This is a genomic window from Aliiroseovarius salicola (assembly GCF_027891095.1).
GTDB lineage: Bacteria > Pseudomonadota > Alphaproteobacteria > Rhodobacterales > Rhodobacteraceae > Aliiroseovarius > Aliiroseovarius salicola.
Genome location: NZ_JAQIIO010000001.1, coordinates 645,662 through 666,583 on the forward strand (window position 1 = coordinate 645,662; position 20,922 = coordinate 666,583).

21 protein-coding genes and 1 pseudogene are annotated in these 20,922 nt (G+C 52.0%); 2 read left to right on the forward strand and 20 right to left on the reverse strand.

Going from position 1 to position 20,922, the window contains the following annotated elements:
* Window positions 1-10: 10 nt before the first annotated feature.
* The 20 genes and pseudogenes from O2N63_RS03250 to O2N63_RS03340 form a co-directional block, all read right to left on the reverse strand.
* Window positions 11-955 (reverse strand): type II secretion system F family protein, encoded by a 945-nt coding sequence (locus O2N63_RS03250; protein ID WP_271052700.1) that lies wholly within the window; start codon window positions 953-955, stop codon window positions 11-13.
* A gap of 12 nt (window positions 956-967) precedes the next feature.
* Window positions 968-1,921 carry a type II secretion system F family protein gene (locus O2N63_RS03255; protein ID WP_271052702.1) on the reverse strand — a complete coding sequence of 318 codons (954 nt, stop codon included), beginning with the start codon at window positions 1,919-1,921 and terminating at the stop codon, window positions 968-970.
* Between the two features lie 6 nt (window positions 1,922-1,927).
* Complete coding sequence (locus O2N63_RS03260; protein WP_271052703.1) at window positions 1,928-3,346, reverse strand: CpaF family protein; 1,419 nt, start codon at window positions 3,344-3,346, stop codon at window positions 1,928-1,930.
* Between the two features lie 16 nt (window positions 3,347-3,362).
* Window positions 3,363-3,929, reverse strand: a complete 567-nt coding sequence (locus O2N63_RS03265) for a L,D-transpeptidase (RefSeq protein WP_271052704.1) — start codon at window positions 3,927-3,929, stop codon at window positions 3,363-3,365.
* Entirely contained in the window at window positions 3,926-5,083 is a 1,158-nt protein-coding gene (locus O2N63_RS03270) for an AAA family ATPase (protein ID WP_271052705.1), read from the reverse strand. Before O2N63_RS03270 ends, O2N63_RS03265 begins: the two co-directional genes overlap by 4 nt.
* A gap of 6 nt (window positions 5,084-5,089) precedes the next feature.
* On the reverse strand, window positions 5,090-5,680 hold the full coding sequence (locus tag O2N63_RS03275) for a TadE/TadG family type IV pilus assembly protein (protein WP_271052707.1): 591 nt from the start codon (window positions 5,678-5,680) through the stop codon (window positions 5,090-5,092).
* Window positions 5,681-5,727: 47 nt separating this feature from the next.
* Complete coding sequence (locus O2N63_RS03280) at window positions 5,728-6,201, reverse strand: TadE family protein (protein ID WP_271052709.1); 474 nt, start codon at window positions 6,199-6,201, stop codon at window positions 5,728-5,730.
* Between the two features lie 287 nt (window positions 6,202-6,488).
* Entirely contained in the window at window positions 6,489-7,907 is a 1,419-nt protein-coding gene (locus O2N63_RS03285; protein ID WP_271052711.1) for a type II and III secretion system protein family protein, read from the reverse strand.
* A 64-nt stretch (window positions 7,908-7,971) separates the two neighbouring features.
* The gene (gene cpaB, locus O2N63_RS03290) at window positions 7,972-9,039 is read right to left on the reverse strand and encodes a Flp pilus assembly protein CpaB (RefSeq protein WP_271052713.1); all 1,068 of its coding nucleotides are present in this window, start codon (window positions 9,037-9,039) and stop codon (window positions 7,972-7,974) included.
* Window positions 9,040-9,202: 163 nt separating this feature from the next.
* Window positions 9,203-9,415 carry a Flp family type IVb pilin gene (locus O2N63_RS03295; protein ID WP_271052714.1) on the reverse strand — a complete coding sequence of 71 codons (213 nt, stop codon included), beginning with the start codon at window positions 9,413-9,415 and terminating at the stop codon, window positions 9,203-9,205.
* 353 nt (window positions 9,416-9,768) lie between these two features.
* On the reverse strand, window positions 9,769-11,142 hold the full coding sequence (locus tag O2N63_RS03300) for a hypothetical protein (RefSeq protein ID WP_271052715.1): 1,374 nt from the start codon (window positions 11,140-11,142) through the stop codon (window positions 9,769-9,771).
* A 57-nt stretch (window positions 11,143-11,199) separates the two neighbouring features.
* Window positions 11,200-11,352 (reverse strand): annotated as a pseudogene (locus O2N63_RS17545) (pilus assembly protein TadG-related protein); the annotation flags it as partial.
* A gap of 84 nt (window positions 11,353-11,436) precedes the next feature.
* Entirely contained in the window at window positions 11,437-11,910 is a 474-nt protein-coding gene (locus O2N63_RS03305; protein ID WP_271052716.1) for an A24 family peptidase, read from the reverse strand.
* A 41-nt stretch (window positions 11,911-11,951) separates the two neighbouring features.
* A complete protein-coding gene (locus tag O2N63_RS03310) occupies window positions 11,952-12,476 on the reverse strand; it encodes a tetratricopeptide repeat protein (RefSeq protein ID WP_271052718.1) in 525 nt (174 codons plus the stop codon).
* 218 nt (window positions 12,477-12,694) lie between these two features.
* Window positions 12,695-14,335 (reverse strand): sulfatase-like hydrolase/transferase, encoded by a 1,641-nt coding sequence (locus tag O2N63_RS03315; protein WP_271052720.1) that lies wholly within the window; start codon window positions 14,333-14,335, stop codon window positions 12,695-12,697.
* A 222-nt stretch (window positions 14,336-14,557) separates the two neighbouring features.
* Window positions 14,558-15,721: an acetylornithine deacetylase gene (gene argE / locus O2N63_RS03320; RefSeq protein WP_271052722.1), complete on the reverse strand. Its 1,164-nt coding sequence runs from the start codon at window positions 15,719-15,721 to the stop codon at window positions 14,558-14,560.
* Window positions 15,722-15,724: 3 nt separating this feature from the next.
* The gene (locus O2N63_RS03325; RefSeq protein ID WP_271052723.1) at window positions 15,725-16,909 is read right to left on the reverse strand and encodes a M24 family metallopeptidase; all 1,185 of its coding nucleotides are present in this window, start codon (window positions 16,907-16,909) and stop codon (window positions 15,725-15,727) included.
* A gap of 21 nt (window positions 16,910-16,930) precedes the next feature.
* The gene (locus tag O2N63_RS03330) at window positions 16,931-18,304 is read right to left on the reverse strand and encodes an aspartate aminotransferase family protein (RefSeq protein WP_271052724.1); all 1,374 of its coding nucleotides are present in this window, start codon (window positions 18,302-18,304) and stop codon (window positions 16,931-16,933) included.
* Window positions 18,305-18,377: 73 nt separating this feature from the next.
* A complete protein-coding gene (locus tag O2N63_RS03335; protein ID WP_271052725.1) occupies window positions 18,378-18,587 on the reverse strand; it encodes a hypothetical protein in 210 nt (69 codons plus the stop codon).
* A gap of 6 nt (window positions 18,588-18,593) precedes the next feature.
* Complete coding sequence (locus O2N63_RS03340; RefSeq protein ID WP_271052726.1) at window positions 18,594-19,433, reverse strand: LysR family transcriptional regulator; 840 nt, start codon at window positions 19,431-19,433, stop codon at window positions 18,594-18,596.
* A gap of 90 nt (window positions 19,434-19,523) precedes the next feature.
* Here O2N63_RS03340 and O2N63_RS03345 point away from each other — a divergent pair, with 90 nt between their 5' ends.
* Both O2N63_RS03345 and O2N63_RS03350 read left to right on the forward strand, forming a co-directional pair.
* Window positions 19,524-19,991 (forward strand): c-type cytochrome, encoded by a 468-nt coding sequence (locus O2N63_RS03345; RefSeq protein WP_271052727.1) that lies wholly within the window; start codon window positions 19,524-19,526, stop codon window positions 19,989-19,991.
* Window positions 19,992-20,020: 29 nt separating this feature from the next.
* Window positions 20,021-20,893: a cytochrome c gene (locus O2N63_RS03350; protein WP_271052728.1), complete on the forward strand. Its 873-nt coding sequence runs from the start codon at window positions 20,021-20,023 to the stop codon at window positions 20,891-20,893.
* The last annotated feature ends 29 nt before the right edge of the window (window positions 20,894-20,922 follow it).

A 20,922-nucleotide genomic window follows, 5' to 3' on the forward strand; every position in this document is an offset into this window, starting at 1 on the left:
GTGTCGGAGTTTAAATCGGCGGATTGAGGTTGAGGAACATTTTCATGATCGCAATCAGTACCGGTACCAACACAATCACAAGGTTGACCGGAAACAGGAATAAAGCCAGCGGGAATAGCATCTTAACGGGCAACGCGTTGGCTTTTTCCTCGGCGCGCACGATGCGCAAAGTACGCATTTCTGCGCTGAAAACCCGCAGCGTCTTTCCGACGCTGGAGCCAAGCTCAATTGACTGCCGGAACAGCGTGGCAAGTGATCGCGCCTCTTCCAGATCGATCTGAGTGGCGAAATTCGTAAGTGCATCGTGGATCGGGCGACCAGCACGGAGTTCCAAAACAACGATGCTCAAATGAGTACCAAAATCTGGGTTTGTAATCAGAAACTCACGTGCGACACGATCAAGAGCTGCATCAATACCTAAACCCGCATCAACACAGACAATCAGCAAATCCATAAAGTCCGGAAATAGCTTGCGATACTCGGTTTCTTTCCGTTTACCCAAGCGATCCAGAGCCACATTGGCAAGGATGAACGATGCGCCGGAAAAAGCGACTGCGAACAATAGAACCAACAGTGGGCGAATGGATGAATCTAAAGCATAGAGTCCCGTCCAGACTGAAACGAAGACCACCAAGGCTATTAGCGCACGGAACAGGTTGAAATAAAATGATGCACGGCGAGAGAAGAAGCCAGCACGGATCAGCCGTGGCCTGAGAGAGTCCGGGGCGTCGTTGCGCAATACTTCAAAGAAGTATCTCGCAGTGTCATTTTCCTCGCTCAGTACTTGGTCAAGTTGTTTTTCCGTATAATCTTTACGGCCCGCTGACGTGGCTCTAATTCGAGCCAGGTTTCTCCGAACTTCACGTTTGTTCGTGATGTAGTTGGTAAGTGTGAATACCAACAGCAATACGGACAGAAAGATCGCAGCTATGATTGGAAGTAGTGTCGTGTCCATGTTGCGCCCTCGTTAGAAATCGAAATTGACCATGCGGTTCAACACAACGATGCCAATTCCCATCATAATCAAGCATATAGTGATAACCGTGTTGGCATACCCAGTTTCGATCAGCGGTTGGAAGTAGTCCGGCGCAAGTGTCTTAATAACCAGAAAAAGGCCAAATGGGAAAAAGGCCATGATAACCGCAGTCATTCTACCCTCCGCTGAAATCGCGCGAATCTTCGCTTTCAGCATCAGGCGATCCCGGATCATTTTCGACAGGTTTTCCAAAATCTCGGCAAGGTTGCCACCAGTGCCGGATTGCACAGTAATTGTTACCGTTAATAGTTTGAGCTCATCCACTCCAACTCGATCTTGAAGGTTCTGAAATGCGGTTTCTACATCATAACCGAAGGTTATCTGATCATTGAGCAACCCAAATTCTGATCCGATCGGGTCGGGCATTTCCTTTGACACCATCGCGATGGCTGCATGAAGCGGGTGGCCCGCCTGTAACGATCTTACCATGACATCGATTGTGCCCGGCAGCTGGGTCACGAATTTTTTCTTGCGCTTCATTCGTGCAATACCCACCGCCGCAAAAGCGGCTACGATGGAAAAAAGCGCAGCAAAAACTAGCTGTACTATGATTTGGCCGGTGATGAAAATGTATGCAATCAGCCAGCCAAGAAGGAACAGCAGTATAAGCGTACCGGTGCGTCGTGTTTTGCTCAATTCCAGACCAGATTGGTTATAAAACCGCGTAAACCAATCCATCAAAGCCTGTGTTCCCAAATCGGAGCGGATGCCACGTTTGAGCAAAAGCGTATCATAGGCTTCGTTCTGGTTTTTCGCGTGCGCCAAGTGGCGCAGGCGGCTGTTTATTTCACTTTTGGCGGCACGTGTTCGGAAGATGACGCGCGCCAAAGTATCTGTGAGCAGCAGGGCTGCGACAAAAACAAGGGCGTAAATCAGAATTTGCAACACGGGTTATCCAATCTTCTTCGATGGGTCGAACATTTCCTTGTTCAGCTTCAGACCCAGTGTCTCAAGCTCTTCAAGGAACCTCGGACGGATGCCTGTGGCGCGGAATTCACCTTCAATCATTCCGTCCTCAGAGATGCCTTTACGCACGAATTTCATCACTTCTTGCAGCTGGATGACATCGCCTTCCATCCCGGTCAGCTCGGATATCGACACTAATCGCCGCGAGCCATCTCGCTGCCGATCGACCTGAACGATCATGCGAATGGCCGATGAGATCTGAGATCGAATGGCGTTCTGGCTCATTGGCATGCCTGCCATACCTACCATTTGCTCAACCCGCGAAATGGCGTCACGAGGGTTGTTGGCGTGAATTGTGGTCATCGAACCTTCATGACCAGTATTCATGGCCTGAAGCATATCAAACGCTTCTCCGCCCCGAACCTCGCCAATGACGATCCTGTCCGGGCGCATCCGTAGTGCGTTTTTAACCAGATCCCGTTGCAGAATCTCATTACGTCCGTCGATCGAAGGGGGCCGCGTCTCAAGGCGCACCACGTGAGGCTGTTGCAATTGAAGTTCCGCCGCGTCTTCGATCGTCACCAAGCGTTCCTCATGCGGAATATATGCAGACAGCGCGTTCAGAAGGGTGGTTTTACCGGACCCCGTACCCCCTGAGATAATCAAGGAAATCTTGCCCTCGACGGCTGCTGACAACAATTCAGCCATCTGGGCGGGCAGAGCGTTGTTCTGCACAAGTTTATCCAGCGAGTATGGCGAACGCGAGAATTTGCGGATTGAAACCTGGGGGCCATCAACCGCAACCGGACGGACCGCAACGTTGACACGTGACCCATCTGCAAGTCGCGCATCTACCAAGGGCGAGCTTTCATCTACGCGACGCCCGACCGATGCAACGATTTTTTGCACAATCCGCATCAGGTGGTTTTCGTCCTTGAAACGGACTTTGGTTTCTTCAAGACGGCCAAAGCGCTCAATGAATACGCGTTCCGGTCCGACTACGAGAATGTCAGAGATGGAGTCGTCGCCAATCAGGGGTTCAAGCGGGCCAAGCCCAAGCATTTCGTTGGCAATATCTGTAATGAATTTATCCAGCTCTTTCGAGCTCAGAGGAAAATCGTTGATACGAGCATAATCGCGCACCAATGGGCGCAACTCGTCATGTAGTTCATCGGTCTCTAAGGTATCCAAGACCGCCAAATTGATCTTGTCGAGCAGAAAGCGGTGTAATTCAACGCGTTCCGATACGAAGTCTGGCAGATCCGCTTTGTTGGAAGATGACACCAAACGCCCGCTTCCGTTGTTTGGAGCTAAATCCCCTTCTTTGAGAACCAGTTTCGAACCGCTCGAAAGGTCTGCTTCTTGCCCGTTTTGTTCGGACTTCTTAAAAAATCGCCCTACCATGTATGAAACACCTCCCCTAATTTACAATGACTTTTGTCCCTTTCGTCACCAATGAATACAGACGCATCACATCAGAATTCGACAGCCTGAAGCACCCCGAAGTCTCAAACCCACCCAGTGTGCCAGAATCATTCGTTCCGTGAATGCGATACAATGTGTCTTTACCGTTGCTGTGCAGATATAATGCGCGTGCACCCAACGGATTATACGGGCCAGGGGGGACATACCCCGGCAGATCTGGCTGACGCTGGCGCATCGCAGCAGGCGGACGCCAGGCAGGCCATTCGGTTTTGCTACCAACATACACTGTCCCGGTCCACGTGAACCCGTCTCTCCCAACACTGATTTTATAGCGCTCTGCGGTCCCATTTCCGAGGACTCGGTAGAGTATCCGGTCAGTATTGGAAATAATGATGGTCCCGGCACGTTCTTTGGAATCAAATGGCACGACTTGTACGGATGTCGGGCCATGATCGCGCGGTACCTTTTTGCTTGTCTGAGCCTGCGCAGTGTTTGGCTCCAAAATCGCACCCAAAATGAATGCGACCGCCACTGCGAGAATGAAGGGAAATCGAGAAGTCATTTGGCCTCCAATCTTGGGGTCAGCATTGTGGTCATATATTTACGTAACCCTCGCACAAAGCGAGAACGACTGGAAATCTCGCGTGGCAAAACGCCACGATCTAGGCTCTCTTCGATCAAAGCATCATCGCGTGGCATGAAATACACCGGAGTGTCACCAAACAGCTCCTTCAACCGACTTTTCGTAAGTTTGTTGCCAAACATCCGCTTTACGCTCTTGTTGATGACGATTTGCACCGGGATATCGCCGTCCCGTAAGTTGCGGATTCTTTCTAGCGTATCAATGGTGTGTTTCAGCGCAGGCAAATTGCCTTCTGTGACCAGCGTGCAGGAATTGACGGCCGCAAGAACATCCTCGCGCCACTCGGTTTCGTAGTAGGGAATATCGAGAATGGTCACTTCGTGCTGCAAATTCACAGCATCAAGCATGCGTAAAACCAGCTCATACCCATTGGCGTCAGTCAGTAATTCGGGCCGCTTGAAGGAATAGACAAAATAGCCGTCCCGCTGCTGCTCCTGAATCAGGTTAGCAAACTCCGCATCAATGCGCTGAGGGGTCGACAGGATTTTGTCGAGTTGGAACCCGTTAATCATATTCAGGCTGTAACCGCAGTTGCCCGTTGCGAAATCCAAATCGAACAGGGCGACGGTTTCGCCTTTTTTTACCGTTTGAGAGACCATTAAATCCGCAAGAGAGACTGCAAGCGTGGTCGCGCCTGCTCCTCCTGAACCCGAGATCACCGCATGAACCCGGTTGGTCTTGATCCGCGTTCCGCGTATCCCATTTTCAATGGATTTGATCAGACTGTCAGCATCGATTGGGTGATGCAGCCAATCATGGACCTGCAACTTAATCAATTGTCGCGTCTGCTCTTCGTTCAGCTTGTCCGAGACGATAATGATCGGCACTTTTGAAAACCGAGCGCGGGCCTGATTGAGTAGATCAAGCAGGTTCGTATCCAACTCATTTCCGCTGATAACAACCGCATCAACCCGTACGGATCGATCAAGTTGTTCAAAGGGTTTGCCTTCCGACTGAACGGCCCGAAATTGAGACGTCTCATCGATAACATGCGTAATGCCATCGCAAAGCGCAGGATCGGTGCAGGCAATCAGCACTCTAAAAATATGGAAGTTTTTCTCGGCGTTCTTCATTTTGCCTCACAGGGATGTACTTGAAAGGTCTTCACTGGTGACCGTAACTGGATGGGCTGGAATGGACATGAAATTGAATACGCCAAGAGCGCCAAGGAACGGCAGCTCAAAACCCAACCCATTTGTGCCCACGGTGACTGTCAGCACAGGCCCCAGAGGCCGCCCGACATATCCAAGACCAGAACGCTGATAGGACACCCAGACATGCTCTGGGCGCAGCTTGGTGTTGAAGTCGCACATGCCAGGCATAAGACCCAGGCCCGGGGCACAAACCGTGTCAATGCTGCCATCGGCAGCCACGCCGTAGATTAGCCGGTTCAATTCAGCGCTTTGGCAGGCAACACCCGTTCCGGCGCCACAGGAGGCCGAGACAGTTGAATCCGGAAAAGGATCCCCAGGTACGGCGGTGCCAGGATTGGTAAGCGCGGTCCATTGTGCGCTAGTTGTGTCCACAAGAGGGTCTGATACGACCGCGACCCGGGCCCCCAGTTGCAGCGCTTTTACCGTTTGATTCCATTGGAACACGGCAAATCCAAATTCGATCATTACAGCAAACACCAAGATGACGACGGGCAGGACAATGATGCCCTCCATCATGGATATTCCGCTCTGATCATCGCGGAATCTGCGATATATCGCGCGAATCACCATCCCAGATACCTCTGATAATGTGCGTATTCGATACGTACGGTGTTGATCCTCAAAAGAGCGAACAGAGGTGAACCGGCATAATCCAGTTCAGCTTTTGCATAGACCTTGTCACCATTATTCGGACTGGGCGGCAAATCGGTTTTCGCAGGTAAAATCGTCAACTGGCTGTCACTTTGCCAGTTAGGAACCCGCAAGGCTCCAGTGCCTTGCGGATTGCCATAAAATGCTATGTTGCGCGCCTTGGTCATTGAGCAATTGGATGTGTAGCCAACCACATTTGGTTTACACCTCGCCCAATAACGCGCCGCATCGCGTACACCTGTCTGCACCTGATGGCGCTGCCAGAGCACATTCCCGAACTCGAGGATTCCAACGGACAAAAGCGTAATAAGCGGCAAAACCAGTAGAGATTCCACAAAGATAGAGCCTTTTTCACACCTTCCAAGGTTTTGCCTTTTGTCCAACATCCGGAAAATCCAATTCAAGATAAAACTGTGTACACGTCTCCATTGGCGCAAAAATGCGCCTTATACTGATCAATAGCTTTCGTGCCGAGTTGCGGCGAATACCTGCGGCTTAATTATCGTCCGTCAGATCCGTGTCTCCTACATAAGGTGGCCATGGGGATACCACGTGAATGGCCGAATTGGCCTCCATGGCATTCCCGGCCGAAGCGGAAACAGTGTCTCGGTTATTTTGATAGTCCGCGCAGCCTGCAAGCAGGCCAGCCACGGCGAGGGCGCAAAGCGCGCGTTTATTTGACAAGCAAGCCATCTTCGAACTCCAAATCAATCATATGCCCATATGGGCCAACAACACCATCCCCTTCGCGGAACGAACGGAGCATGCGACGGTCGACTTCAAGCATTCCCAACAGGAACAACTCGACATCATTCGAAGACCGTGTGGTGTCAAACGGGGTTGCCAGAGGCTCGTTAGGAGCGGCAGGTCGTACCAGTTTCGGGGTAACCAGAATAACCAGATCAGTTTCCCGCTTCTGGAATTCGGTCGAGCGGAACAATGCGCCGAGGATTGGAACTTGACCCAGCCAAGGCAATTGCTCAACCCCGCGTGTGTTGCTGACATCTAGGAGACCAGCAATTGCGAAGCTCTGGCCATCACGCAGGGAAACGGTTGTGTCTGCCTTACGGCTGATGAAACCAATGCCATTGCGCGGAGTTTCGTCAATGTCGCTGACTTCTGGGCGGATCCGCAGCTGAATAAGCCCTTGATCCAAAACAACCGGGCGGAAATTCAGGCGCACACCGTATTCACGATATGCCGTTTCTTCCGCGGTGCTTCCATTTTCACCCACCACTGCACGAGAGATCGGAACTTCACCACCGACAACAAAGTTTGCTTCAACACCACTGGTGGTTATCAGCTTGGGGTTTGCCAGACGGCGGGCCAGTCCACGCGTTTCCAGCGCGTCAATCACAACATCGATTTGTGCGCCGGCATTGGTAAGAATATCACCAACGATGGTTCCAAACGGCCGAGACTGAGTCGCTGGCGTGTTGCCTGAACCAAAGACTTTGACCCCACCGCTGCTGGTGATACCGAGGTTGACACCCAGTTGACGACCGGCATTTCGCTGCACTTCCAAAATACGCACATCGAGCTGAACTTGTTGGCCGCTGCGGACGCGGATGCCATTGATAATCGGATCTTCCGAATACTGCTCTGCAATTCTGAGAACGGCGCTCAGATCCACATTGTCCCGCACATCGCCCGACAGGCGAATCCGGTCGTTCACGTTGGCGACGCTAACATTGGCTGCGGGCACAGAGCGATTGATCACTGCCTGAAGCTCGGAGAAATCACGCCGTACACGAATATTCATCACGCCGAGCAATTCTTTGTTGACGTCATACATGGCGATATTGGTAAACCCGCTGGCCTTCGCCTGGATATAGACGGAGGTGTCAGACAGCGGGAATACATCCGCAATATTCGGATCACCTACCACCAGGTCAGAAACCGGAGTGTCCGTATTAACGGTGAGAACGTGACCCGGTGCGACGGTGAATTTATCAACCACCCCATCTCCAAGTGTGATCTCTCTCATGCTTTCCTGCGCCATCACGGGCGCCGAAAGAGCAATCGCAGCAAGGCAGAATGTCCATGTCGTCGCGATTGCCCGAAGCAGTTTTGCTTTTTTTAGTCTTGCCATAGCCTGTCCCATCGGTTCTGAGCCAATTTTTTCATCTGCACCTCAGTTGAGAGGCGGAAGCGGCTTATTCCGCCGCCGCTTCTTCAGAATTTACTTTCGGCACCAAATAATCAACACGTTTACCGCTCCTGATCACCCCGACGTTAGCCTTTTTGGGCTTTCGTGGCGGAGGTGCAGCAACTATAGGTTCAACCTTAACAGAACTTGCGTCTCCAATGCTTGTCTCTACGTCATCAATGCGTGTGGAAATGTCGCTCATGAAGCCTTTCAGCAACGTTTCGACCTCTTCGCGCATCAAATCACTGTCAGATGGGCCTGCTCCGGCTGCCGCGAGCTTTGCGGCTTCGGCATTTGCCTTTTCGTTTTGGAGGCGAAGCTCCTCAGCAACCTGGGGATCAACGAGATCCAAAGTGGTCACACGCTGTAGGGATTCGGTTTCAGACGAACCGATGTTGCGCAGTGCCAGCGACATGGTTCCGACATTGGCAGCCAACGCCAGCTTTTGCGCCTCTTCCGTGCTCACTTCGAATGTCACAGTCCGCACAACGCTTGGTTGGTCTTTTCGATCATCTGCAATCTGATCGATTGCCAGCACTTTGACGCCTTGAAGCAGGACATCAACAAATGCGCCATTGCCACGGTTACGGGTCAGCATGATGTCAACGCGGTCACCGGGTAATACAAACCCTGCCACACCCAGCACATCGTTGACCCGAATAGAAATGGCTTTCATTCCAGGGGTCAAAGCGGTGGATAGTTTCGCCCGTTGACCGGGGGCCGTGATCTTACTGATAAAGATTGGCTCACCGGCTTCGATAGAGGACACAACAAAACGCGCTTCTTCTTCTTTTTCCGACACAAGCGGATCGATCGAAGTGAAAGCCCCTTTTGGTAAATCTTCAGCGGCCCAGGTGATCTCTTCCAGTTTGTCACGGGTGAGGCGTTGCCCAAATTGCAACACGGTCCTTGCCACCACAATTGTTTGCTTTGGTTGTTCTTCCACCTCTTGGGCCGGAATGACTTCAGAAAGAATATTCGCCCGTTCTGTTGTCAGCCAGATTTGGGTGGTGAATGCCGCAAGAGCGGCCAGAACGACGGCCAGTAACAGACTGACCACAGTAGTCGCACGCATAACTGCCTCCTATCCGCGCATGGTGCGTTGATCGCGATATTGCGATCAACGCTTTTCTTGAATCTGCGACTTCAAATTGAGTTTCACAACAGCCTGTTTTTTATAGTCTGGTTGGCTCTCAAATTTGGTCCGCAAGAACTCCTCCAAAGTATCGGATAGGAGATTAGCCGCTTCCGCCACCAACAACAGCAGGTGCACCAAGATCAGAATCTTGCATCCATTGTGCCCAGCTATCCCACTGAACGCCAAGTTGTTCACCGAACAGCAGAACGGCAGCGATCACAGCAGCGGTCAAAAGGCCAAGCAGAATAAGGTATTCAGTCAGGGCAATCCCGTCTTCGTCGTGTTTGAAGCGAAGATAGAGTTTCGTAAACATGTCAGTCATTTCAATATACTCCCAATTATAGAGGCAACTCCCGAAGGTGTTTTCCGCCTCCCCCTTTGCAAAGATGAAATGCAGCCCGAATTAGCCTCGGGAAATGGTTACTGGAAAAACTCAAACTTGCATCTCAATGCCTTCAAATTACCACATTCTCGTATCCGGGTCAAAAAAATGACACAATTTCAGTAAGTTCACAGGCTCAAATTGAAACAAACCTAGGGATATCCAGTGGACTGTAGCAAATTTGCAAACTAAGGGTGGTTAACGAGTGATGTGTCACTGCCTAAAAAATAGGCAACTTAAACTTTTGGATTGGTCACTAAACCTTTAGGATTACACCCTTGTTCCTATCGCACGAGAATCGATTCGGCACGGATAAATGTGTCCAAAGTCCCGTTGCCGCCGTAGCCAGTGATATCAATGAACTCGACATCGATGGTGCCGTCATCTGTACTGCTTGGCAGCTTTTCAATGGGACGCACCAAGAAGATGCTGGCATAGCTGTTTACTGGGACCGTTGCCTGACCGTTAAACGGATTGGCCAGACAATCAACGATGGCAAGCGGAATGACACGGCGATCTTTGGTGCCAGCAGGTGCGCTTGGATCCGACGGATCCCAGGCTGGCTGGCTGGCTGGGTTGCTATTTGGATCTGAGCAAGCAGGATATCCAACTTCGCCACCAACGGAGGTATTATTCACCAGAGTGTATCCCCCGCTAAGCTCTTCCTCGATTTCATGACGGTAAACATCGTAACGCGATGGTTGAAGACCGGTAAATGAACTGGTGACATTTGAAAGCTCACCCAGATTTGCGGCGTGGTTTACCGACCAGTAACCGTTGATATCCCACTTGTCCCATGTTGGGGAGCCAGCAGGGGCTCCGCCAGGGGTAAGTGTTCCGTAATCACTTGGGGTGCCAATCCATGACCCGGACACGCCATTTATTGGTGTGCCCATCGGCGAAATGTCCGGGAAGCCCATGAAATTGGCGTCATATGGGGACACAAGTTCCTGATTGTTGCAAATATTTGCCCCCGGATCATAACCTTTGCGCACATTAAATGCGGGAGAATAAGAGCCCGTTTCAGTTTTGAGCGGGCCTTCCCAAATGTCGAAACGAACGTTGTAGCCAAATCTTATTGATGTGGCATATCCGGGCTTCGTTTCAACTGTGTCTGAATCGTAGCATGAGGGATTCTTCTTTCCGGCAAAATAATCGCGAATTGCAGCGGCGCTGGAAGATCCATCAACCTGAAGATACCCAAAGTTTCCAGGCATGGCGGCACCGGTTGTGTTCTGTTTGCCGCGAAGTTTTACGATTCGTCCGTGCAAAACCCCATTATCAAATGCATTTTGCAGGTTGATACCAGTGCCCTCAAACGGATTGCAGATGAACAATGGAGGGATATCGCATGCGGCGCTTTGAGACATTGCAACGGCTTCCGCGCGGACCGGTACAGAACTGATGAGAGGGTCCAGAACGGCAGAAAATATTGATCTCAAATCCTGCGAAGAGGCAGAGACAAAGACATATTCTGCATCGGCGCCAACGGTCGCGATGTTGCCGGAAGAGAAATCGAGCGGGGAATGATCATTTGTGGGGATGGTTTTTAAAAACCGCACGATGAATTCTTCATCTATGCCTTCATATTCAAGCCGAATTGAAATCTCGTCAGGTGCGGTGCCCAGAAAATTAACGGTGTTATCCACTTCTTCCATCGCAGCCTTGGCGCGGGTGATTGCGTCTGACCCTCCATCAAGTTCAACCGCCCCTGCCAAAGCCAGTGCGTCTGCCGCCGCCTGAAGGTCTGAGTGGGCATTGTTGCCGCGGCTAATATCGATGACCAATACCGCCATGCCCAGAAATACAGGCAAGAACATCAATGTCAGAACAAGTACATAACCTTTTATGTCTTCAATAAATTTCATTTCCCCAACCCTATTCGTTCGTAAACTCCATCTAATGCGCAAAGCGTCTCTTTAACCGGCAAAACGGATTTGCCTGCATGCATCTTACCAGAAATTCGTCGAAACGATAACTGATAAGGTGATTGGTACGCCATACGGGACGTTGGATGTGTCTCGAATCAGCGTCAAACGTCTTGCGACATATGATGATCCGTTGCTTCCCAAGCCTGATCGGATGACCAATAGAAAAATCACTGAAAATACCAAAAGGGCAATCGCGAACTCGCCCAGTGATGACCATCCAACAAACAGACCTGCAGGAAGAAAAAGCTTCGCATCCCCGCCGCCCATCAGCTTCAAGGTCCAAAAGACATAGCCTATGACAAACATGACTGCGCCAGCTATCAAGTGAGCCTGAATTGCGTGGAACTTGTTGGTTGCAGCCCAGATAAAAAACAAACCAAGCAATATTACAACATCACGATTGCGGATCTTGAGTGTACGAAAGTCAAGGTAAGCGATGCGCAAAAGCCAAGCGATCGTAGACAAAACCGCTATGAGGTTTAGCGCATCAAGCATTTGCATGTCTCAGAAAGAGCATACAGCTACCGTATCCCGGATCAGATACCTTTCAGGTCACCGGGAGCACGACGCTGGTATGACACCGAGTTGCGCAAGAGTTGCAGGTTGTTCGCCGCAAACTCGTTAGACGGATCGATCTCATATGCCTTCAAGAAGTATTTGCGTGCAGTCGTGAGATTTCCGCGCAGCAGGTGAGAATAACCGTAGTTATTCAGGAATTCGATGCGATTCCCAATTACAGGCTGCAACTTGCGATAAGCAAAATCTGATTTGTCAAATCGGCGCAACATGTCGGCTGAGGCAGCAAACCCAAGCCATGCCTGGGGATCCTGCGGCGCTACATCAATGGCCTTTTTGAAACGGCTGTAGGCTTTGCCATAGTTGCCTTCGCGGAACTGAACACGGCCCGCAACGATAAGTTCATCATTGGGATAGTAGCTGACATTTGATGTGTCTTTTACAGATTCGGCACTGTCGCTGGTCGACGACAAATCACCGATATCGATGCCATTACACCCGACAACGCCAAAAAGAATAACTGCTGCAATAATTGCTTTTTTCATTGGCTGCGCCTCGTTCCAACCCATATTTTTCTCATTTTCATCGCACAGAAAGGCTTCGAAATCTATTAAATTAGGTCACTACATACGAAGGCGAGGCAAGAAGGCAACACTTCAAAGCAAGGTTGAGTGTCTGGAGCTTAGAGTGTGCAAGTCACCGTGAGGCGTCGCAAACATCAAAATGAGCATATTTGATTGACGTCAGGTCAGTATATTGCAGATCATTCACTGTTTTTGGTCTGCCAAAGCAGCTTTTGCATTTCAGAGTTGCCGTTAACTCCACGATCGAATGTGTCTTTGCCATACACTTCCAGGAAATTCTTCGTATCGTGCAAGAGAGAGACTCCCAAATTGGCTCTGCCGTCAGCCAATTCATATCCAAGAATATCGAGAATCGTTGGGTAGATATCCATCATAGAGCCATACCGGTTGATCGTTTGCGGTACGTCGCCCGTAAGGAACATGACCAGATTGCGTCTATCGTCAGCGCGTTCCAAAAGAGACGGATATAGAGTGTTGCGCACTGCGAGGTGGTCGCTAATCAACAACACGACGGTATCTTCTCGAATCCCCAATCGATCAATTTCAGCAAGCAAGTCATTTACATAGTGACCTGTGCAAGAGATGGCCTTCGGAAGTAACGTGACTGCACCACGGGAGGGGACGCAATCCGTGCTCAGATAGGCATTCGGTCCGTGAGTTGAAAGTGTCAAAGTTGATAAAACAAACGGCTTTTCGCTGGTTGCAAGATGTCTCAACTCGTCCTTTACACGCTTGAAGAGAAGGTCGTCATTCATACCCCAGATATTGGTGCGTGGCTCGGTTTCCCAGCCAGGATAGCTCTCCAATCCGAAAACTCTCTGATAGCCGTGGGTTAGAAAAAAGTCGCCTTTGGAGAAAACTGATAGGCTAGATCCGTTGATGTAGGATCCCGCATATCCGTCATTCTTTAAGATGTCGCCTAAGCACACAATGTTTGGGAGGAATTTAGTAAAGTTTGGAATCGCATCGACTTTTTTTCCCATTTTGCGGCCAACTCCAAACACTCCCTTGGGCAGCAAAGGAACCCCGCATTGAGACGCGACCATGCCCCCTGCCGTAAATGAAGCACCCAAAACTTGGTCAATATTATCAAATGAAAGTGCTTCACGCTCTAGCGCCGCAAAAGGGGCGAACGCGGTTCGAGTTTCTTCAAGCTCCCCATAAGTGCGCTCAAGACTCTCCAGATACACGATGATAAGGTTCTTCTTTTTAATCGGGCGCGCGATAATTTCATGCCCGTCCTCCAACTGGTTCATAGCGAGAGCATGGGCTGGATTCGGGATTACTGAAAGCAAACCGTATTCAACAAGTGGGCTGGAAAGAAATGCCACAATGCCGACAGCCGACACGTACTTGTGTGCGGACGGCCATGAGGACAAAAGAACCAATGCGGCGCCAAGAGCTAGAAGCAGATAAAAAACCTGATTCAACAGTTCTGGCCCAAAATCACTTATCCCGATGGAAAGCAGTTTAGAGCCCTGATTTTCTTGGAAAGTTAACAACAGGCTACCAACGCGCCACTCTCCAAATGCTTCCTGCATAAACGCAAAAGGCTGGATCAGCAGCAGCCCTGCAAGCAATAAAAACAGTGGAACAATCTTGGGTGTGCGCCAAGAAACACGATTTTTGAAAGTCCAACCTGCTGTCACTAAAATGGATACAACAATAATAACGCCAAGCACGCCCATCAGATTCTCGGAGAGGAAGGACGCCAGCTTCAGGGTATAGGCGATGAATGGAAAAACAATTAAGAATGAAGTCCCCAAAAAAAGGATTATACAGATCGACCTGACGAGCTTGCTGAGGATCTGCCTTTTCATTTTGCTTCCCAAAGTTGGCCGGAAACCCGGCACTTGATACAAAGTCGATTTGATAAAAAAGTTCAAATATCTTACAGAATTGGGCCACGCTTCGCTTAGCCTGTCAAGTCGCGCACTCCATCGAACACGTTTGGCAAAGCGAATTACGACCATGCGCTGTGCCTCGGTACTGGTGAAAACCTCCCATTCAGACCCCACTGTGTGACAAAGCCAGTGTAACCTTTACTCTGAAGCCGCAGCTAACTTTCCCGCCAACCCTTCCAGCATATCGAGGCATTGCGCCAACTGTTCCAGAGATACGAACTCGTCTGCCTTGTGGGCTTGCTCGATGGATCCGGGACCGCAGACGACAACATCCATGCCAAGTGACTGGAAGATGCCCGCCTCTGTCCCGAATGGCACCACATCTGCGCCATTGGCACCTGTCAGTTGCGCTACAATTCGACGGGCTTCGTTTGTATCAGTTGGTATCAGACCCGCCACCTCTCCAATCACCTCGGTCTCAATTGATGCGTCAGGATGAACTGCGCGCATGGCGGGCAACAGCACATCATTGCAATAATATTTCATCGCATCTTTGACGAAATCAGCGTCTGAGATCTGCACCGGGCGCATTTCCCAGTCTACGTGAGCTTTGGGGGCGATAACATTATGCACGCTGCCACCATGCAGGGCACCGACATTGACAGTGGTCCACGGGGGGGCAAATCGGCTGTCGCCCGGCGCCATGCCTTGGAGCTGGCCGCGTATTTCCAGCAATCTTGATACGTATCTCACGGCATATTCTACCGCGTTCACACCCCGGTCCGGGGCAGACCCATGCCCTTCCAGGCCCTGAAAACGTGTGGTGTATTCATAGCAACCTTTGTGGCCTTCGATAATGCGCATGCTTGTGGGTTCACCGATGATCGCAAGATCAGGTTTGATGCCCCGTTCGGTAAGACTTTGCGCCAGATGCCCCGCCCCGATGCAGCCGGTTTCCTCGTCATAGGTGAAAGCGAAATGCAGTGGCCGGTTTCGGGCCTGTTCTGCAAACTTTGGTGCCATTGCCAAAGTGGCGGCAATGAAGCCCTTCATGTCACATGAGCCCCGCCCGACGAGATGATCATCGCGTTCGGTCATGACAAACGGATCGCTGGCCCAGTCCTGATCGGTGACGGGAACCACATCAGTATGGCCGGACAGGACAATGCCTCCATCACCCTCAGGCCCCAGCGTTGCGAAGAGGTTCGCCTTTTGCCCGCTGTAATCCTGCATAACGTCAACGCGCGCGCCGCAGGCCTCTAGCCGATCAGCAAGATAGGCGATCATCTCCAGATTGCTGTCAGAAGACACGGTGGGAAAGGCGATCAGGTCCGCGAGGATATCTTTAGTGTCCTTGATCATGGCTCAGCTCTTAACGAAGAGTTTGCGGTCGATGTTGCAGAGAGGTTCGGCGGGTTCGCCTTCGCGGATCAGGATTGTTTCAGTGGTTTCCAACCCCCAACTGTCCATCCAAAGAGCTGGCATGAAATGAAAGACCATTCCCGGTTCCAGCATCGTCTTGTCTTCGCTACGGATCGAAGCTGTGCGTTCCCCCCAGTCGGGGGGATAGGAAAGGCCGATTGGATAGCCCATTCGGCCAGATCTCTCGATGCCGTGTTTTGCCATGACCTGCATGAAAGCGTTGGCGATATCACACGTCCGGTTGCCCGCACGCGCGGCATCCAAGCCTGCGGTTATGCCTTCGATCTGTGCCTCTTCTGCGCGGCGCATTTCATCCGATGGGGTACCGAGGAACACGGTTCGGCAGAGCGGCGCGTGATAACGTCGATAGCAGCCGGAGAGTTCGAAAAATGTGGCCTCGCCTTCACGCATTGGCGCACCATTCCACGTTAGATGCGCAGCAGTGGCATCAAGGCCTGATGGGGTGAGCGGAACGATCGCCGGATAATCACCCCAGTCATCACCAACCCCGGTGATGCCCGCGTGCATGATGTCTGCCACCAGATCGTTTTTCCGCACGCCGGGAGCAGCGCGGTTGATGGCGGTCTCGACGACCTTCTCAGAGATAGCTGCGGCTTTGCGAATAAAGCCAATCTCGTCCTCCGACTTGACCAGCCGTTGCCAGTTGACCAGCGCTGTGGCGTCGACCAGTTCGGCGTTGAGCAACTCGGCGCCCAGTACGGCATGGGCCTTGGCGGAGTAGTAGTAGTTCTCCATCTCCACTCCGATCCGCGCATCTGCAAACCCGCGTGTGGTGAGGTGCTGGGCCAGATCCTGCATCGGGTGAACCTCGGTGGATTGCACAAAGTGGTCACCATAACCGAGGATGTTGTCATGATGCATCCAGCAGGTCCGCCGCCCGCCCATCATGTCCATGTAACGGCCCCACCAGATCGGCTCGCCCTCCATCGTGACGATCACGCCCTGATGGACGTAGAAGGACCAGCCGTCATAGCCGGTCAGCCAAGCCTGGTTTGATGGGTCAGTGACAAAGAGTACGTCCAGACCCGCCTTCTCCATGGCGGTGCGAGTCTTGGCCAGTCGGCGGTCATATTCAGCGGTGCTGAAAGGGGGGTTAGAATTGCTCATGTTTCCTATCCTTTCCGCTTCTTAATCCAGAACCGCAGTGACAGCGCGGAGCGTGGCACCCACCACTTGGTCGGCCTCATCCCGGGTCAGGCAGAAGGGCGGTGCAAAGCCCAGAATATCACCTTGCGGCATGGCGCGGGCGATCACGCTGTCCTGTTCCAACAGTTTCCCCGCAATCTGTGCACCGATTGTTTGGGACGCATCGAAGAACGTGCGGCTGCCTTTGTCCGCTACAAACTCGACCGCGCATAACATTCCTTCACCACGGACCTCCCCGACATTCGGGTGATCCCCAAGCGCGGCTTGCATGGTGTCGTTCAGATATGTGCCAACCTCGGAGGCATTCTGCACAAGGTTCAATTCATCAATCAGCCTCAGATTTGCCACTCCGGCCGCAGCGCCGATTGGATGTGCGGAATAGGTCCAACCGTGTCCAATGGGACCATTTTCATCGGTTCCCTGTTCCAGGACTTTCCACATCTTGTCCGACACAATCGACCCGGACAGAGGGGCATACGCAGACGTCAGCCCCTTGGCGATGGTAATCAGGTCAGGCTTCATACCGTAGTGATCAGATCCGAACATACTGCCCAATCGCCCGAACCCGGTGACCACTTCATCAGCCACCAAGAGAATGTCGTGTTTGTCGAGCACATCTTGAATTGCAGGCCAATACCCCGCGGGTGGCGGTACAATCCCTCCGGTGCCCAGCACTGGCTCACCGATGAAAGCGGCAATCGTGTCTGCGCCCTCGCGCTCAATCAGAGCCTCAAGTTCTGCCACGCAATGCGCGACAAACTGCGCCTCGCTCTGCGTTTGATCTGCGCGGCGGAAGTAATAGGGGGCTTCTGTATGGATCACCTGCGCCAGCGGCAGGTCGAATTTCTTGTGAAACAGATCCAACCCAGTGAGTGACCCCGTCATCAACCCAGAACCGTGATAGCCACGCCAGCGCGAGATGATCTTCTTTTTCTCAGGGCGCCCAAGGATGTTGTTGTAGTACCAGATCAGTTTGACATTGGTTTCATTGGCGTCTGATCCGGAGAGGCCAAAATACACTTTCGACATGTTGTCCGGCGCGCGGTCCAGCACCATTTGGGCCAAGGTGATCGAGGCTTCGGTCCCATGGCCCACATAGGCATGATAGTAGGCAAGTTCTTTTGCCTGTTCCGCAATTGCTTCGGCAATTTCAGGACGCCCATATCCGACATTCACACAATAGAGGCCGGCAAATGCATCCAGCAGGCGGTTGCCATCACGATCCTCGATATGGCAGCCCGATCCACCGGTCACCACGCGATGAGGCAGGTTTCCTCGTGCAAATTCTGCGAGATGGGTGGACGGATGGAAGAAGTTCTCTCGGTCCCACTTTTCAAGTTGGTCGTTACGAAGCATGGCTTAACTTTCGACTTGGGCGGCGCGCCGCCAGTTGAGATTTGAAAGGAGCCGAATGCACGCTAGGAGAGGATTATCGCCCCGATTTGAGCAGACTGGCTCCGCTCACCCGGACAGCAGCGCGCAATGCCTTTATTGCCAGGGTCATCTGTATTTGGAGCATATCTGTACGCTCGAAATCAACAGTGCGTTGTGTCCGGCCGATCAGCGGCAGAAATAAATTGTGTAAAAACAAGTCGAGGTTTTGGATTGGATGCAGATCTTCGACGGTTTCAATGAGCACATCGGATTAGATGACATTCCTCAGTTCCTTGGCAATCAAGTTCCGTACCAACTGGATTCGAACATTGCTGGAAACTTCTGCTTGAATGGCGCTCCAGACAGGAACCACAAGGGGGGGCATTTTAACGTGAAACCTTTGTAATCTCTGATCCGGGTCGCCGAGGAAGCAGGGAAGAATAGCCTTTCCCAATCCGGAGGCCACCATTTCTTGCACCACCAGAAAGCTGTCGGCCTCGCAGGATATGTTCTCGGGGGGGATATTGTTCGACATCCATTTGGCCGGGGCTGATCGCGCCAGCCCACCACTTAAGCCGATCCAAAGTTTTGTGTTCGGGTCCGCGGAATAGATCCCAAATCTGAGCTCACCCACGGTTTTTCCCTCAAGACCTTCTTCAAGGCGCATTGTCGGCCGAATGGCGATATCCGCTGCCAGTCGGGACAGGTCATGATAGGTGTTCGCGCTGAGCAGAGAGATTGATAGCTCTGGATAGGTTTCTTTGATGGTCTTGATGATCGGCGGCAGTATAAGTTGACAAAGGCTGTCCGTAGACGCAACGCGGACTGTGCCCGACAGGGTTTCGTCCGTTCCGTGCACTGCGCGGTCCACCGAATAAATGGCGTCCTCAACGTTCCGCGCGGCTGTCAGGATGGCCTCCGCTTCGGGCAGAACGCTGTATCCGGCGAGGGATTTCTGAAATAGCGGCCGACCGCAGCGCCGTTCAAATGCCGCAACGCGCCGCATCACCGTCGCGTGGGTAACGCCCAATTGCTGAGCTGCGGCGTTCAGTGAACCCTCATCCGCAACAGCCAGCACAAACTTGATATCATCCCAATTGCTGTTGTTCATATTTTAACAGATATCCTAAAAATTCTGCCAGTTGTACGATTTATGATACATGCTAATTTTGTCGGCAAGTATCAAACAGGGAAATTCAGTATGAGAAAATCAGCAATCATGACTTTGGCTGGCATGTCCATGGCTCTCATTGGCAATGTCGCACTTGCGGACGAAGCAACCGACCCGGCGGTTAAAGCTCGCACGGCAATCATGCAGCTATATGCAAACAACATCGGACAATTGGGGGCAATGGCAAAAGGCAATGTGGAGTATAACGCCGAAGCCGCGATGAAAGCCGCAAACAATCTGGCGCTGCTGGTCCAGCTTGATCAGTCTACGTTGTGGCCACAAGGTACAGACAACGCATCCATGGTTGGCACTCGGGCGCTTCCCGATCTGTGGAAGAACTTTCCTGACGTGATGACGAAAGGGGAATCGTTGGGTGCCGCCGTGACCGCGATGCAAGGCGCAGCGGGAACGGATCTGGCAGCATTGCAAGGGGCAATGGGAGGGCTCGGAGGAGCCTGCCAGGCTTGCCATAAAGCCTATCGCGCCCCGGACGAGTGACGACAGTGGTCGGAACCAGAAAACTGAGAATGGTCCTGCTTGTCGGGGCCATTTTTGTGGCTACGGGATGGGGGGTTACGGCCCCCCGTTCATTGGATGAGGTCAGGATCTCTTCCATAATTCCTGACCCTGAACGGGGTCGAATGGTGTTTTATGCTGGCGGATGTGCGTCGTGCCATTCCGCACCTGATGCCTCTGGGGAAGAAAAACTGCATCTCGGAGGTGGCCGTGCCTTTGCCACGGAGTTCGGGACCTTTTATGCGCCGAATATCTCTCCCCATATGGAGGCAGGTATTGGTGGCTGGTCCACATTGGAAATTGCCAATGCCGTCATAAAAGGGACAAGCCCGGGCGGGCAGCATTATTACCCCGCGTTTCCCTACACGTCCTATGCGCAGGCAACCCTCGAAGACGCCGTTTCACTTGGGGCATTTCTTAGAACGCTTCCCGCAGTCTCATCACAGAACAAGCCACATGACGTTAGCTTTCCATTCAATATCCGGAGGTCGCTCGGGGGATGGAAGTTGCTGTTTGCCCGCCGAGGCTGGGTGGTTGATGGCAATTTGACGGAGCAACAGATGCGGGGTCGCTATCTTGTTGAGGGGTTGGGGCATTGCGGTGAATGCCATACGGATCGAAATGCACTGGGCGGGACCCGGTTGGATGCATGGCTGGCGGGCGCACCCAATCCCAATGGCAAAGGGCGCATTCCGGACATTACCGCCTCTGGACTGAAGTGGACGGAAGGTGACATTGCCGAATATCTCAAGTCTGGATTTACACCCGATTTCGACACTGCGGGTGGAGAAATGGCAGATGTCGTCGAAAACACGAGCAAGCTGACTGACGCGGACCGGGAAGCAATTGCTGCCTATCTGAAGATTGTTCCGGGTTCGAAGTAAATCAGACAAATGGTTTCCCGTCGTGTGGG

Bases quoted from the DNA above. Each gene is read 5' to 3' on its own strand.
- O2N63_RS03270 (WP_271052705.1), bottom strand. From the start codon at position 5,083: ATGAAGAACGCCGAGAAAAACTTCCATATTTTTAGAGTGCTGATTGCC.
- argE (WP_271052722.1), bottom strand. From the start codon at position 15,721: ATGATCAAGGACACTAAAGATATCCTCGCGGACCTGATCGCCTTTCCC.
- O2N63_RS03345 (WP_271052727.1), top strand. From the start codon at position 19,524: ATGAGAAAATCAGCAATCATGACTTTGGCTGGCATGTCCATGGCTCTC.
- O2N63_RS03295 (WP_271052714.1), bottom strand. From the start codon at position 9,415: ATGTTTACGAAACTCTATCTTCGCTTCAAACACGACGAAGACGGGATT.
- O2N63_RS03275 (WP_271052707.1), bottom strand. From the start codon at position 5,680: ATGATGGAGGGCATCATTGTCCTGCCCGTCGTCATCTTGGTGTTTGCT.
- cpaB (WP_271052713.1), bottom strand. From the start codon at position 9,039: ATGCGTGCGACTACTGTGGTCAGTCTGTTACTGGCCGTCGTTCTGGCC.
- O2N63_RS03260 (WP_271052703.1), bottom strand. From the start codon at position 3,346: ATGGTAGGGCGATTTTTTAAGAAGTCCGAACAAAACGGGCAAGAAGCA.
- O2N63_RS03340 (WP_271052726.1), bottom strand. From the start codon at position 19,433: ATGAACAACAGCAATTGGGATGATATCAAGTTTGTGCTGGCTGTTGCG.
- O2N63_RS03250 (WP_271052700.1), bottom strand. From the start codon at position 955: ATGGACACGACACTACTTCCAATCATAGCTGCGATCTTTCTGTCCGTA.
- O2N63_RS03300 (WP_271052715.1), bottom strand. From the start codon at position 11,142: ATGGAAGAAGTGGATAACACCGTTAATTTTCTGGGCACCGCACCTGAC.
- O2N63_RS03315 (WP_271052720.1), bottom strand. From the start codon at position 14,335: ATGAAAAGGCAGATCCTCAGCAAGCTCGTCAGGTCGATCTGTATAATC.
- O2N63_RS03310 (WP_271052718.1), bottom strand. From the start codon at position 12,476: ATGAAAAAAGCAATTATTGCAGCAGTTATTCTTTTTGGCGTTGTCGGG.
- O2N63_RS03350 (WP_271052728.1), top strand. From the start codon at position 20,021: ATGGTCCTGCTTGTCGGGGCCATTTTTGTGGCTACGGGATGGGGGGTT.
- O2N63_RS03285 (WP_271052711.1), bottom strand. From the start codon at position 7,907: ATGGCAAGACTAAAAAAAGCAAAACTGCTTCGGGCAATCGCGACGACA.
- O2N63_RS03280 (WP_271052709.1), bottom strand. From the start codon at position 6,201: ATGTTGGACAAAAGGCAAAACCTTGGAAGGTGTGAAAAAGGCTCTATC.
- O2N63_RS03265 (WP_271052704.1), bottom strand. From the start codon at position 3,929: ATGACTTCTCGATTTCCCTTCATTCTCGCAGTGGCGGTCGCATTCATT.
- O2N63_RS03330 (WP_271052724.1), bottom strand. From the start codon at position 18,304: ATGCTTCGTAACGACCAACTTGAAAAGTGGGACCGAGAGAACTTCTTC.
- O2N63_RS03305 (WP_271052716.1), bottom strand. From the start codon at position 11,910: ATGCTTGATGCGCTAAACCTCATAGCGGTTTTGTCTACGATCGCTTGG.
- O2N63_RS03325 (WP_271052723.1), bottom strand. From the start codon at position 16,909: ATGAGCAATTCTAACCCCCCTTTCAGCACCGCTGAATATGACCGCCGA.